General features: G+C 37.0%; 11 protein-coding genes. 1 reads left to right on the top strand and 10 read right to left on the bottom strand.

Features of this window, described 5'->3' with window-relative positions:
• The 4 genes from J3U23_RS11345 to rpsL all read right to left on the bottom strand — a co-directional run.
• Nucleotides 1–85, bottom strand: an 85-nt coding sequence (locus J3U23_RS11345; protein WP_010312103.1) for a GTP-binding protein, incomplete at its 3' end; no start/stop codon positions are given.
• Nucleotides 86–153: 68 nt separating this feature from the next.
• On the bottom strand, nucleotides 154–2,259 hold the full coding sequence (gene fusA / locus J3U23_RS11350; protein ID WP_065562791.1) for an elongation factor G: 2,106 nt from the start codon (nucleotides 2,257–2,259) through the stop codon (nucleotides 154–156).
• Between the two features lie 109 nt (nucleotides 2,260–2,368).
• Complete coding sequence (gene rpsG / locus J3U23_RS11355) at nucleotides 2,369–2,839, bottom strand: 30S ribosomal protein S7 (RefSeq protein ID WP_034883788.1); 471 nt, start codon at nucleotides 2,837–2,839, stop codon at nucleotides 2,369–2,371.
• A gap of 100 nt (nucleotides 2,840–2,939) precedes the next feature.
• Nucleotides 2,940–3,314, bottom strand: a complete 375-nt coding sequence (rpsL, locus tag J3U23_RS11360) for a 30S ribosomal protein S12 (RefSeq protein WP_034883792.1) — start codon at nucleotides 3,312–3,314, stop codon at nucleotides 2,940–2,942.
• A 427-nt stretch (nucleotides 3,315–3,741) separates the two neighbouring features.
• Between rpsL and J3U23_RS11365 the strand changes: the two genes are divergently transcribed.
• Entirely contained in the window at nucleotides 3,742–4,929 is a 1,188-nt protein-coding gene (locus J3U23_RS11365; protein ID WP_141677440.1) for a DNA-binding transcriptional regulator, read from the top strand.
• Nucleotides 4,930–4,998: 69 nt separating this feature from the next.
• Here J3U23_RS11365 and J3U23_RS11370 read toward each other — a convergent pair whose 3' ends face one another.
• From J3U23_RS11370 to J3U23_RS11395, 6 genes are all read right to left on the bottom strand, one after another.
• Nucleotides 4,999–6,159 carry an MFS transporter gene (locus J3U23_RS11370; RefSeq protein ID WP_267339282.1) on the bottom strand — a complete coding sequence of 387 codons (1,161 nt, stop codon included), beginning with the start codon at nucleotides 6,157–6,159 and terminating at the stop codon, nucleotides 4,999–5,001.
• A gap of 390 nt (nucleotides 6,160–6,549) precedes the next feature.
• A complete protein-coding gene (gene xylB, locus J3U23_RS11375; RefSeq protein ID WP_267339274.1) occupies nucleotides 6,550–8,007 on the bottom strand; it encodes a xylulokinase in 1,458 nt (485 codons plus the stop codon).
• A gap of 70 nt (nucleotides 8,008–8,077) precedes the next feature.
• Nucleotides 8,078–9,397 (bottom strand): xylose isomerase, encoded by a 1,320-nt coding sequence (gene xylA, locus J3U23_RS11380; protein WP_267339275.1) that lies wholly within the window; start codon nucleotides 9,395–9,397, stop codon nucleotides 8,078–8,080.
• 39 nt (nucleotides 9,398–9,436) lie between these two features.
• Nucleotides 9,437–10,879, bottom strand: coding sequence for a D-xylose transporter XylE (xylE, locus tag J3U23_RS11385; protein WP_065562797.1), 1,443 nt, complete (start codon nucleotides 10,877–10,879; stop codon nucleotides 9,437–9,439).
• Nucleotides 10,880–11,322: 443 nt separating this feature from the next.
• On the bottom strand, nucleotides 11,323–12,633 hold the full coding sequence (locus J3U23_RS11390) for an NCS2 family permease (RefSeq protein ID WP_065562798.1): 1,311 nt from the start codon (nucleotides 12,631–12,633) through the stop codon (nucleotides 11,323–11,325).
• 276 nt (nucleotides 12,634–12,909) lie between these two features.
• Nucleotides 12,910–14,484, bottom strand: coding sequence for a TerC family protein (locus J3U23_RS11395; RefSeq protein WP_065562799.1), 1,575 nt, complete (start codon nucleotides 14,482–14,484; stop codon nucleotides 12,910–12,912).
• Nucleotides 14,485–14,559 lie beyond the last annotated feature (75 nt).

The following is a 14,559-nucleotide window of genomic DNA, read 5'->3' on the forward strand; positions in this document are numbered from 1 at the left end:
TTAAAGTTGTTTTACCATGGTCAACGTGGCCGATTGTACCAACGTTAACGTGGGGTTTTGTACGTTCAAATTTTTCTTTAGACATCTTAATGTTCCTTTATTAAATCACTTCCCTAATTTTGTAGGGAAGTGTTACTTTATTTATATAAATAATTATTTCGCTTTACGAGCTTCAATAATTGCTGTTACGATGTTTGAAGGTGCTTCGTTATACTTCAAGAACTCCATAGAGTAAGAAGCACGACCTTGTGTTTGTGAACGAAGGTCTGTCGCATAACCAAACATTTCAGAAAGTGGAACTTGTGCTTTAACTGTTTTACCAGTTGCAGTATCTTCCATACCTTCGATCATACCACGACGACGGTTTAAGTCACCGATAACGTCACCCATATAATCTTCAGGGGTTTCAACTTCTACTTTCATAATTGGTTCTAAAAGCACAGGTTTAGCTTTCATGAAGCCTTCTTTAAATGCCATTGATGCGGCAAGTTTAAAGGCAATTTCGGATGAGTCGACATCATGGTAAGAACCAAAATGTAAACGCACACCAAGATCCACTACCGGATAGCCAGCTAAAGGACCTGATTTCAATTGCTCTTGGATACCTTTATCAACAGCAGGAATAAATTCACCAGGAATTACCCCACCTTTGATTTCGTTAACAAATTCGTAACCAGCACCACCCGCTTCTAATGGATACAAGTCGATAACAACATGACCGTATTGACCACGACCACCAGATTGTTTTGCATGTTTACCTTCGATATCTTTAACTGTTGTACGAATTGTTTCACGGTAAGCAACTTGAGGTTTACCGACATTCGCTTCAACGTTAAATTCACGTTTCATACGGTCTACGATGATTTCAAGATGTAATTCACCCATACCAGCAATGATAGTTTGGTTTGATTCTTCATCAGTCCATACACGGAATGATGGATCTTCTTTTGCCAAACGACCTAAAGCAATACCCATTTTTTCTTGGTCAGCTTTAGTTTTAGGTTCTACTGCAACCGAGATAACTGGCTCAGGGAATTCCATTCTTTCAAGAATAATTGGTGAATTTTCAGCACAAAGCGTATCACCAGTTGTGACATCTTTAAGACCGATTGCTGCTGCAATGTCACCCGCACGAACTTCTTTGATTTCTTCACGTTTGTTCGCATGCATCTGTACGATACGACCAAAGCGTTCTTTACGATCTTTAACTGAGTTAAGCACTGAGTCACCAGAGTTAACTACACCAGAGTAAACGCGGAAGAAGGTTAAGTTACCAACAAATGGGTCAGTTGCAATTTTAAATGCAAGTGCAGCAAATGGTTCATCATCACTTGAATGACGTTCTGCTGGTTCACCATTTTGTAATTCACCTTTAATCGCAGGGACATCAGTTGGAGCAGGTAGATACTCAATAACTGCGTCAAGCATGAACTGAACGCCTTTATTTTTAAATGCACTACCACATGTTACCAAGATGATTTCGTTAGCAAGTACGCGTTCACGTAGTGCTTTTTTAACTTCTTCTTCAGTTAACTCATCACCACCTAGGTATTTTTCCATTAACTCTTCGTTAGCTTCTGCTGCAGCTTCGATTAAGTTTGCACGCCATTCTTCAACTTGCTCAACCATGTCAGCTGGCACATCTTCATAAGTAAAGGTTGTACCTTGGTCTGCATCATTCCAGTTAATTGCTTTACGTTTAAGTAAATCAACAACACCAGTAAAGCCTTCTTCAGCACCGATTGGTAATACTAATGGAACAGGCACTGCCGCTAAACGTGTTTTGATTTGTTCAACCACACGTAAGAAGTTAGCACCCATACGGTCCATTTTGTTTACAAATGCGATACGAGGAACTTTATATTTGTTAGCTTGGCGCCATACTGTTTCTGATTGAGGTTGAACACCACCAACCGCACAGTAAACCATTACTGCACCATCAAGAACACGCATAGAACGTTCAACTTCGATTGTGAAGTCAACGTGTCCCGGGGTGTCGATGATATTGATACGGTGTGGTTCAAATTGTTGTCCCATACCTGACCAGAATGCAGTTGTCGCTGCTGAAGTGATAGTAATACCACGTTCTTGTTCTTGTTCCATCCAGTCCATGGTAGCTGCGCCATCATGAACCTCACCAATTTTGTGACTTACACCAGTATAAAACAAAATACGTTCGGTAGTTGTTGTTTTACCTGCGTCAATATGTGCACTGATACCGATATTACGGTAGCGTGCTATAGGGGTTGTACGAGCCATATTAATCCTCTATTTAGAATCGTTTGCTTAATAAAATATCATTTAGGTTGACTGACAGTAGATATGTGCTGCCAGTCTAATTTCAAGCCACTTAATATCAGTGGAAAGATTACCAACGATAGTGTGCAAACGCTCTATTAGCTTCAGCCATACGATGAACATCTTCGCGTTTTTTCACAGCAGTGCCTTTGTTTTCAAAAGCATCCATAAGTTCATTCGCTAGGCGTAACGCCATTGATTTATCGCCACGTTTACGTGCAGCATCTACAATCCAACGCATTGCAAGTGCATTACGACGAACTGGACGCACTTCAACAGGAACTTGGTATGTAGAACCACCAACGCGACGAGACTTAACTTCTACAGTTGGTCTTACGTTATCTAATGCAACTTCAAAAGCTGCTAAGTGGTCTTTTCCACTACGCTCAGCTAATTTATCAAGAGCTGAATATACGATTGATTCTGCGATAGATTTTTTACCATCTATCATTAAAATATTTACAAATTTCGCCAGCAAATCTGAACCGAATTTCGGATCAGGTAAAATTTTTCTTTGACCGACAACATGACGACGTGGCATTGGAATACTCCGTTTATATGTTATAAATTTTCAGGTTTACCCAAAACTCAAATGAGTTAAATGGAATTATTATAGTTTGGCCTTACTTAACGGAGTTCCATTAAGCTTTAGGTCGTTTTACACCGTATTTAGAACGGCTTTGTTTGCGATCCTTAACACCTGCGCAGTCTAATGCACCACGAACAGTGTGATAACGAACACCAGGTAAATCTTTAACACGACCACCGCGGATTAAAATCACGCTATGTTCTTGCAAGTTATGACCTTCACCACCGATATAAGAAGTCACTTCAAAACCGTTGGTTAAACGTACACGGCATACTTTACGTAATGCTGAGTTTGGTTTTTTAGGTGTAGTGGTGTAAACACGTGTACAAACACCACGTTTTTGCGGGCATGCTTCAAGGGCAGGAACGTTACTTTTCGCTTCCTTTAGCGCTCTTGGTTTGCGTACCAGCTGATTAATTGTTGCCATTAATAAGCTCCTGATTAATTAAAATAAATTTAAAAATTGCTTTTTAGATACGTAATTAATAACTGTAGCCCAAAGCCTATGTATATAAGTTTTGGGTCGCAAGATTCTAGACCTCAACAGGCATAATGTCAAGTATTACCACAAGTTTATTATGTTATTTAATTAAACTATTTTAGATTGTTAAGCATCAGATAGTTAAACAAAGTTTATCTTTTTCATTCGTAAGTTGTTGGTGAGATTTTATGCATTATTTCTTATCACAATAACTATTTAATGTAACGTAAATATTTAATGGCAGTGTGGCATAGGTATATGGCCATTAAGATAGTAAAAGACAAACTGTATAAATTTAAGCTAAATTTTTGTCTAAAAAAACGGTAATATGATACTGAGTATTGAATAAATGTCGTGCGTAACAATGATGAATATAAACAATGAACCTTACAAAGTTGTATTACTATTTAATGCTAATAATATTTACGATCGTCAAATTTTAAAAGGTATTGGTGATTTTTTGAAGTCACATAATATTCACTGGAATATTTATATCTCTGAAACGCTGCGTTATGACACGACCAACTCTTTTCGTTTTGACTGCGATGGAATTATTGCTAATTTTGATGATCCTGATATTGCCGATTTGCTTAAACATGTTCAAATACCAATTATTGGTGTGGGTAGCTCGTATCATGGTAAGTCGAGCTATCCAAATGTGCCTTATGTTGCTGCTGATAATTTTTCCATTATTGAAAGTGCATTTAATCATTTGTGTGCTAAGGGAATTAGTCAATTTGCTTTTTATGGTTTACCGTCAAACCGATATTGCCGATGGGCAGGTGTGCGAGAAGAAATTTTTAAGCAAATCTTGGCGCAGAAAGGATATGAAGGGTTTATTTATCAAGGTTTGTCTACCTCGCTTGATAATTGGCAAGAAGGCTTAGATAAACTTTCTAAATGGTTGCTATCTTTGCCAATGAATACTGGCATTATTGCGGTTAATGATGCTAGGGCACACCATATTTTACAAGCGTGTGATAGAGCAGGCATAAAAATACCGGAAGAGTTATGCCTAATTGGTATTGATAATGAGGAAGTCATCAATGATTTGTCAATGGTATCGTTATCAACCGTTAAGCAAGGCACTGAAGAGATGGGATTTAATGCGGCAAACTTACTCCAAAAACACTTTATTAAAGGTAATGTGCCGGTATGTCCTTTACTTATAGCACCTAAAAAAGTTATTGCTAGACGTTCAACAGACTATCGCTCTATTCACGATCCCTATGTCATCCAAGCCATTCACTATATTCGTGATCACGCCTGTAAAGGAATTAAGGTTGAGCAAGTGATCTCTCAGATGCAGATATCACGCTCTAATTTGGAAATTCGATTTAAATCATCATTAGGTAAAACCATTCATGCGGTAATTCATGAAGAAAAATTTAATCAGGCTAAATATCTTCTGCTTGAGTCATCATTACCCATTCAAACCATTTCTCAGCAATGTGGTTATCCGTCAGTTCAGTATTTCTATTTCCTGTTTAAGAAGCGTTATGGCATGACCCCTAAAGATTTTAGGTGCCAATTTACCACACTAAATTCGGCGACGCTTTAATATCAATAGTAACCGTAATAATAAGGAAAAAGCTCAAATATTGCTGTTGCTTTTTCCTTTTTGATGGGTTTATTTGTCAACTGAACGAATTAAAAATATGGCAGTACCGCCAACAATAGCAAACACAAAAGAGACTATAAAAATAGCGGAAAAGCCAAATAACGTTATCACACAAGCGGCAATAATTGGTGCGAGCGCTTGGGTAATTGTATTACCAAGATTATAGATCCCTAAAAAAAAGGCTACTTGCTGCCGATCAGGTATGACTTGCAAATTTAGTAAATTGTCGAGTGAATTCCATATTCCCATGCCGATTCCCGCAAAAAATGCATAAATTAATACGCCTGTTTGATTTGGACATAGCGATAAACCCAATGCACCAATGCCTAAAAAGAGCGTAGATAAACCAACTGGTAGTTTAAGCACTTTTAATTTATCGCAGATCGGACCGGCAATAAATCCCATTAAAATGCCGAAAATTAACATAATTAAATTAATGAGTTGGATAGCATTTTGTGTATCGGAAGAATTGCTCTGCATAAAATCGGTCAAAATAAAAAGTAGGTAACCGGTAATAGTAAAGTTACTGATGCCTTGAAAAAGCTTACCAATTAACGCCAAATAGTAGTCTCGACCGATTGACCATTTGGGAAATATAGTCAATGCGTTTTTAAATGTTTTATCGCTTTTGAGTAATTTTTTTTCCTTCGTTTGGTTAAGGTTTGACGGCTCTTTTACAATCAATACCGCTAGGAATACGCCAATGAATGTAATGATACCAAAAACGATAAAGCCAAATCGAAAGCTGCCTAAAAACATCGCAGCAAGTATCGTAAAACCGTTGTTACCTAATGCCATACCTAAACCACCATAAGCGCTAGAGGCCGAGCCTTTTCTATCTTCAGCGGCAAAGTCTATCCAAGCTACCATAGGGGCAACAATAAAGTTTAAAGCAACTTGACCGAGTAACCAGCAACACAACAAAAAAGGGATACTGTTAGCTGTTGAGGCTAATATCATGGATAACATAAAGGCGATAGCCCCCACTACAATCCAAGGTGAGCGATTACCGAATTTTGAACGTGTTCGATCTGATAAATAACCTGCAAGCATATTCGATATTGCCGCAACCACCATACCACACGCAGAAAATAGCGCTAATAAGTGGATCTTATTTACTTCATCAATTTGTTGAATTAACGCTGGTAAAAAGAGACTTGATGCGGCAATGTATGGACCTAACCTTTTTTATTTTAGGCATTTTTATTTTCTCTTAATGTTAGATTATTGATAAAAATACTTATCAAAAAAATAAGTTTTAAGGTTGTTTTGCCCAATATAATTTATCTATGCCGATAATTTTATTATCAAATTTGGTTTCAAATTTATGAAATCTTATTAATGAGATATGTGTCACACTCTGAGTAATAAAATTTACCTATTCAATTAACATAATTAGAAAAAGATAGGGTTAACTTAGCAAGTAATATATTGGTTAATAAGCGTTATTTTTAGTTTGGTAAAGATAAATAGTGATAAATTATTCAATATCTTTAAGAAGCTAAAAAAGGCAGGATAACAGGTGCAGAATACCCTAACAGGGTATTCTGCAAGTCATAATTATGACATCAATGGTTTAAGTTGCTGATAAATATCTCTAAAAATAGTGCGCTGTTGCTGATAATATTGGTAGAGATTGCTATCGGGCTGATGCGTTTGAACAATTGGCAATGGCGCAAGTAGTTCGCTTATCGCCGTATTGGGATGACAAGCGATTTGCGCAAGTTTTGCTGCCCCTAATGCTGGACCCACTTCGCTACCTTCACAATATTCAATGCAATAACCAGAAACATCACTCAGCAATTGTCGCCAATAACGGCTGCGGGCTCCGCCACCAATTACCAAAATTTTATCGGGTGTGACGCCAGTTTGATGAACAGCATCGATGCCGTCGGCAAGGGCATAGCTAACGCCCAGTAATACCGCTTTTGCCAGATCGACTTTGTTGTGTTGATAAGTTAAGCCAAAAAATACACCTTTAGCTTCGGGATTATTGTGAGGTGTTCTTTCGCCGGATAAATAAGGTAAAAAATAGACCGAAGGTTTGTCATCGATCGGTTGCGCCTCAATTAGAGTTAGTAAGGTTGGGACATCTTCAATGTCCAGTAACTGACACGCCCAATCGAGGCAAGAAGCACAGCTCAACATTACCGACATTAGGTGCCAGCGGTTTGGTAAGGCATGGCAAAAACTGTGAATGGCTTGCTCGGGGTTGCTAATAAACTGATCGGTCACGGCAAAATAGACGCCGGAGGTACCCAGTGAGAGCATCGCTTGTCCCGATTGATGTAAACCCACCCCAACCGCGCCGGCTGCATTATCACCACCGCCAGCAATCACCGCAATCTGATTAATGCCCCAACGTTTAGCGATTTCATCGGTCACATAACCGGTGATCTGATTGCCTTCAAATAGCGTTGGCATATGGTGTCGTGTTAAGCCACAGGCTTTTAGTAGTTCATCATTCCAATCACGCTTTCTTACATCAAGCCACATTGTCCCGGCTGAATCGGACATATCTGAAGCAAATTGATTGGTTATTTTAAAACGCAAATAATCTTTGGGGAGCAATACTTTATCGATCTGAGCAAAGATTTCCGGTTCATGCTGTTGTACCCATTTAATTTTAGGAGCGGTAAAACCAGCCATCATTAGATTGCCAGTAATTTGACGGGAAGTGGGTACCTGTTGTTCTAGTTGGCGGCATTGAACATCACAGCGCCCGTCATTCCAAAGTATTGCTGGTCTTAATACTTGTGATTGTTGATTGAGTAATACCGCACCATGCATTTGGCCACTTAAACCTATGGCTTTTACCGATTGTAAATTATGTTGCTCACTAAGCTCACGCATTGCTGTATCGGTTGCTTGCCACCATTGCTCCGGATCTTGCTCTGACCATAATGGATGTGGGCGGGACACGGTGAGTGGTTTGGTTAATGTTGTGATAATATGTTGTTTTTCATCCATTAAAATCACTTTGACACCCGAAGTGCCTAAATCAATACCAATATACATACTCTTCTCCATTTCACAGCTTACTATCAGGGTAAACTATACCCTGATTAGTTTGCTTCGAACAATTAACTTAGCCAAAAATTAACTGATTAACTCGATTTTCTAACTTCTCTTGCTCACCACTGCAAGGTTTTGGTTGCAGATTATTGGCTAAACTATACTGGGCAATATCTTGCAGCGTCATTTTGCCGTGAAGGATTTGTTGACCTAATTCTTCGTCCCAAGCGGCATATCGTTGTGTAACTTTTTGCTCAAGAACGTTATCTTCAATTAGTTTGGCTGCGCACTTCAATGATAATGCCATGGTATCGATTGCGCCAATATGTCCGTAAAATACATCATATTTATCAACACTTTGACGGCGAATTTTGGCATCAAAGTTAAGTCCACCGGTTTTAAAACCACCACTTTTGAGAATTTCGTACATGACAAGGCTATTTTCTTCTACACTATTTGGAAATTGATCGGTATCCCAACCTAGTTGCGGATCGCCTCGGTTTGCATCAAGTGAGCCAAAGATATCAAGTGCGATAGCTGAGGCAACTTCATGTTGGAATGAGTGGCCGGCTAGTGTTGCATGGTTAGCTTCGATATTAACTTTAATTTCTTTTTCTAAGCCAAATTGTTTTAAAAAGCCATAAATAGTTGCGACATCATAATCATATTGATGTTTGGTTGGCTCTTGCGGTTTTGGTTCAATAAGTAAAGCGCCTTTAAAACCGATTTTATATTTGTTTTCAACCACCAATTGCATAAACTTGCCAAGCTGCTCACGCTCTTTTTTGAGATCAGTATTTAACAGTGTTTCGTATCCTTCACGTCCGCCCCAAAGGACATAATTTTGCCCACCTAATTTATGTGTTGCATTCATTGCATGGACAACTTGTGTGGCAGCACAGGCAAATACTTGCGGATCTGGATTCGTGGCGGCACCTGCAGCATATTTAGGATTGGTAAAGCAGTTGGCTGTGCCCCAAAGTAAGTTAACGCCTGTTTGTTGTTGTTTTTCCAACAAAATATCGCTCATTACTGCTAAATTATTGATGTATTCTTTGATTGAATTGCCTTCCGGTGCTACATCGACATCATGAAAAGCATAAAAAGGCACGTTCATTTTATAGAAAAACTCAAAGGCAACATCAGCTTTCGCTTTTGCATTAGCTAAAGGATCTGAGCCTGTTTGCCAAGGATATTGAAATGAGCTTGACCCAAACATATCTGTTCCTGCCCAACAAAAAGTGTGCCAATAACAGATCGATAAGCGTAGATGTTCCGCCATGGTTTTACCCAAAATGATTTGGCTAGGATTATAGTGCCTGAATGCAAAAGGGTTGTCAGTTTGAGTGCCTTCGTAGTTGATGCGTTCTATTTTGTCATAATATTGTTTCATAATATTCTCCTAAATTTGGTTATGAAATTAATGTTGTAATTATTTGTTCCAGAACTGTTCAAGTTCTTCTAAAGATTTTCCTTTCGTTTCAGGTAACCATTTCCATATGAAAATTGCAGCCACTACACTGATAACTCCATATAACCAATAGGCAAATCCATTGTTAAAATGTGAGACAAGGTAGGTATTTTTATCCATAATAGGAAAGGTCCAGGATACCAAGTAATTTGTAATCCATTGTGCTGCAACAGCGATAGAAAGTGCTTTACTTCGAATGGAGTTAGGGAATATTTCAGATAGTAATACCCAACATACAGGCCCCCATGAGATAGCAAAAGAAGCGATGTAAAACAGCATAGAAGTAAGCGCAATAATTGCTGGTAGTTGTAGAAAGAAAGTTGTTCCTAATGTGATCATGCCAATCGCCATGCCTATAGCACCGATGATCTGTAATGGTTTTCTCCCTAATTTATCAACAGTGAATATTGCAATAGTGGTAAACGAAAGGTTAATAACACCAACAATAATAGTTTGTAATAATGCTGAATCGGTGCTTGCTCCTAAGTTTTTAAATACTTCTGGTGCATAGTAAAGTACAACATTAATGCCCATTAATTGTTGGAATGCTGATAATAAAATTCCGATAACAATAACACCAATTCCATATTTTAAAAGTGGACTACTCTTTTTAGTCGAATTAGAAGATAATGAACTAATTATGCTATTAAGAGCTTCTTCAGTTCTTTGACTTCCCAATATACGGGATAGTATATTTTGAGCTTTACTTATTTTATTTTGTGCTGTTAACCAGCGAGGGCTTTCCGGGACGGTAAATAATAAGCCAAAGAAAAGTAAGGCTGGAATAGCTAGTGATAAGAACATATATCGCCAACCGACAATATTTAACCAATCTTGATCACCTGAACTTGCTATAGCATAATTGACACAATAGACTAGAAGCTGTCCAAAAATAATAGCAAATTGGTTAAAGGAGACGAGTTTACCTCTAATTTCAGCTGGGGCCACTTCGGCAATGTACATCGGAGATAACATAGAAGCTAAACCAACGCCGATACCACCAACGATGCGATAAAAAACAAATTCAGGAACATATCCTGCTAAATAGTAAGGAATTTCTTGAGATTCTACTGAACGAAATCCTAATTCAGGCCAAGCAGATCCAATTGCTGCGATAAAAAATAAAAATGCGGCAATTAATAATGAATTGCGACGACCAAAACGGTTACTTAAATATCCTCCCATTAAACCGCCGATGATACAACCAATTAAAGCACTTGCCACACAAAAGCCTAGTAAAGAGTTGGCTGCAGTTTCGCTTAGATGTTGAGGTTCAACAAAGACTTTTGAAATAGACCCGACTGTTCCTGAAATAACTGCTGTATCATAACCAAATAATAAACCACCTAAAGTTGCAACTAGAGTGATTCTGAAAACGTATAATGAATTGTAATGCGTACTCATATTTCATTCCTGCTTATCAAGTTAGGTTTAGATAAAAATAATCTAAACTTCTCATTCAATATGCATGAATTATTTAGCTAACAACAATTATTAAATTTCGTAAGCATTTTATGTTTTTTTATTTTTGTGAAGTAGATCAAACTCCATTTAATAAACTACTTGTATAAATTTTATTATTTAAAATATTTTTTTAATCAATTGATTTTTAATTAAAATAAGTTTTTGGCCTTATCACTGAAAGTGAATTCTCAGGTGATCGATTTTATTGCTGATAGTTATTATAAGATAAGCAGTAAGGCTTATTTTACTTTATTAGATGATGGCAATTGAGAGATGATCAACAAAATTAGAAAGTTATTTGTTGCTTGATTAGTGGTGAATTTTAACTCAATTTCTTGGATTATTTCTATCGCTTTTCAGCGATAGAAATTTGATGATCAAAATTAATGATGATCGATAAAGATAAATTTTAATGCAAATAGAAGGGCAAAAATAATGACGCAAAGATTTAATTCTTTAAATTTACCAGTTAATGTTTTTAACACAACGTAAGAGATAAAACCAAGTGCTACACCTTCGGTAATAGCAAAAGCGAAAGGCATCATTAATGCGGTAATAAATGCTGGTGTTGCATCAGTTAAATCAGACCAATTAACTTTCATTAAACTTGAAACCATTAAGATTCCAACAAATATTAAAGCACCAGATGTCGCATAAGGTGGAACTAAATGGGCTAAAGGCGATAAAAAGGTCATTAATAAAAATAATAATCCAACTACAACTGCAGTTAAACCTGTACGCCCACCAACTGAAATACCAGCAGAACTTTCAATATAAGTTAGTACTGATGAAGTTCCAAATAAACCACCAAGTGAAGAACTAAAACTATCGATTAATAAAGCTTGACGCATTTTAGGGAAACGCCCTTTTTCGTCAGAAATTCCTGCTTTGTCGGTTAAAGCTAAAATTGTACCGGAAGAATCAAATAGGCTTACAATCATAACTGAAAAAATAACACCCATAATACCCACATTAAGTGAACCAGCTAGATCGACATGACCAACAACACTGCTAACACTTGGTGGAACTGATGCAATTCCTTGATAACTAATATTAGGATCAAGCCAAAGTGCAAGTAAGGTAACAACAAGAATTGAAACTAGTACAGCCGCATGGAAATTACGAGTTGCTAGAATTATTATAATAAAAAATCCTAGTGAACCTAATAATACTTTAAGTGATAAGATATTGCCTAAGGTTAGTAATGTTTCTGGTGATGCGACCACAATTCCCATATTTTGAAATCCCATAAAAGCAATAAATAGTCCAATACCAGCACTTATTCCTGCTCGCAAACATTGCGGAATATGTTCAATTAACCAATGGCGAACTTTAAATAATGATAATGCAAAAAAGATTAATGAGCCCCAAAATATTGCCCCCATACCCACTTGCCAAGAATAGCCCATAGCACCACATATTCCATAGGCAAAGAAAACATTGAGTCCCATAGCTGGAGCTAAAGCAATCGGTAGATTGGCAAACAGCCCCATTAAAATAGTAGCAAAAGCTGTTACGACGCACGTTAGAACAAAAACTGCTGATTTGTCCATGCCAGTTACAGATAAGATAGAAGGGTTAACAAAGATAATATAAACCATGGTTAGAAAAGTTGTACAGCCTGCTATAACCTCTGTACTGATTGTGGTTTTCTTCTCTTTCAGTTGAAAAATTTTTTCGAATAGTGAATTCATAAGTTAAAGCCCAATTTAGTTTGATAGTAATCGATATAACCTTTATTTTTACCTAATTTATTTTGCAGTAAAAATAAAAAAGATACAAAGTTATCACTTCATATCTCAAAAAACGAAAAAACACAGCGCTATTATTGCCTGTAATTTATTTTGGTCAAGCGTTATTCATATTAAGAATATCGTTTAGTAATTGATAGATAATTTTTATAACTTACCTCTAAAATAGTTGTTTAGCTCATCTGAGATGAGCTAAACAATGGGTAGAATATCACTAACCTAGTTCTTTAATATATCTAATTTATTCTTAGTGATTTTCACTTTTAAAATACGGTGACTTTCAATTTCGGCAACTTCAAATAAATAATCGCCAATTTGTATTGTTTCACCGACATTAAGTAAATGTTGGGCTTTTTCCATCAACAATCCAGCAAGAGTATGGTATTCTCGCTTATCATCTATTGGTATAGGAACATACCTTACTAATTCTTCTACAGGGATGTAACCATTAGCAATCCAACTGTTATCATCAATACATTGAATATCGTGTTTGGCATCAATTTCCTCTTCTTCAGTTGGGAAATCACCAGCAATGGTTTCAATAATGTCAGTAACAGACACAACTCCTTGCATTGAACCAAATTCATCAACCACAAACGCAAAATGGGTTTTCGCTTTTTTGAATTGTTCCAGTGCGACAAGTAAAGATACCGTTTCAGGGAAAATTAATGGCTGCTTTATTAAAGAGTTAATATCAATATGCTGTTTATCTTGTAAAACATCTTTCAATAGATCATTAACTTGAATAATGCCTAATGGTTCATCAATTGAAGCATTATCCGTTACGACTAAACGTGAATGAGGATTATCAAATATCTCTTTTAATATCACCTCACGATCATCATTTATATTGACCATATCAACATTTAATCGTGAGGTCATGATGCTACTAACTGAACGTTGAGCCAATCCTAACACTCGCTCGACCATGTTTAATTCTTGATGATTAAATACTGATGTTTTCTTATTATTATCAGAAACAACATCAATATTGTGAGTTTCGGGATCTTCTTCTGCATCGCCTTTGAGTAAATGTAAAATCGCTTCAGCGGTGCGTTCACGTAATGGTTTTTTGTTTAATGCTTTTCGGCGATTGAATATAGCTAATTGATTAAAAAACTCAATCATAATTGAGAAACCAATAGCGGCATATAGGTAGCCTTTTGGAATAATAAACCCAAAACCTTCGGCAACCAAACTAAAACCAATCATAAGTAAAAAACTTAAACATAAAATAACAATCGTTGGATGGGAGTTAACAAAATAGGCCAATGGTTTACTTGCTACCATCATGATACAAATAGCAATACAAACAGCAATAATCATTACTGGAATATGTTCAACCATACCCACTGCAGTAATTACTGAGTCGAGTGAAAATACGGCATCAAGTACAACGATTTGAGCGACAACAGTCCAAAAATGTGAAGTCTTTTTGGGTTTACCATCTTCATGTGAAGCGCCTTCTAAGCGTTCATTGAGTTCCATTGTGGCTTTGAAAAGCAAAAATATACCACCAAGCAACATTATCAATTGCCTAGCATTGAAACTGATTCCGGATATAGAAAATAGAGGGGTAGTGAGTGTAACTAACCAACCAGTAAACATTAATAACAATATTCGTGTAATTAATGCAAAAGCAAGACCAGTAATGCGTGCTTTATCTCGTTCTTGTGGCGGAAGTTTCTCGGCAAGAATGGCAATAAAAACAATGTTATCAATGCCAAGGACGATTTCAAGTACAACTAGAGTGGATAAACCAATCCAAATTGTAGGATCCATGATCCATTCCATATGTCAGGTGATTACCTCTAATGAACACAGCACATGCTGCTTAGTAATTCTGTCTGCAATTGACTAAATAATCAA

The organism is Gilliamella sp. B3367 (genome assembly GCF_026536825.1).
GTDB classification, from domain to species: Bacteria; Pseudomonadota; Gammaproteobacteria; order Enterobacterales; family Orbaceae; genus Gilliamella; species Gilliamella apicola_E.

Excerpts from the sequence above, each read along its gene's own strand:
- rpsL (WP_034883792.1), bottom strand. The coding sequence starts at position 3,314 with ATGGCAACAATTAATCAGCTGGTACGCAAACCAAGAGCGCTAAAGGAA.
- xylA (WP_267339275.1), bottom strand. The coding sequence starts at position 9,397 with ATGAAACAATATTATGACAAAATAGAACGCATCAACTACGAAGGCACT.
- rpsG (WP_034883788.1), bottom strand. The coding sequence starts at position 2,839 with ATGCCACGTCGTCATGTTGTCGGTCAAAGAAAAATTTTACCTGATCCG.
- J3U23_RS11390 (WP_065562798.1), bottom strand. The coding sequence starts at position 12,633 with ATGAATTCACTATTCGAAAAAATTTTTCAACTGAAAGAGAAGAAAACC.
- fusA (WP_065562791.1), bottom strand. The coding sequence starts at position 2,259 with ATGGCTCGTACAACCCCTATAGCACGCTACCGTAATATCGGTATCAGT.
- J3U23_RS11395 (WP_065562799.1), bottom strand. The coding sequence starts at position 14,484 with ATGGAATGGATCATGGATCCTACAATTTGGATTGGTTTATCCACTCTA.
- xylB (WP_267339274.1), bottom strand. The coding sequence starts at position 8,007 with ATGTATATTGGTATTGATTTAGGCACTTCGGGTGTCAAAGTGATTTTA.
- xylE (WP_065562797.1), bottom strand. The coding sequence starts at position 10,879 with ATGAGTACGCATTACAATTCATTATACGTTTTCAGAATCACTCTAGTT.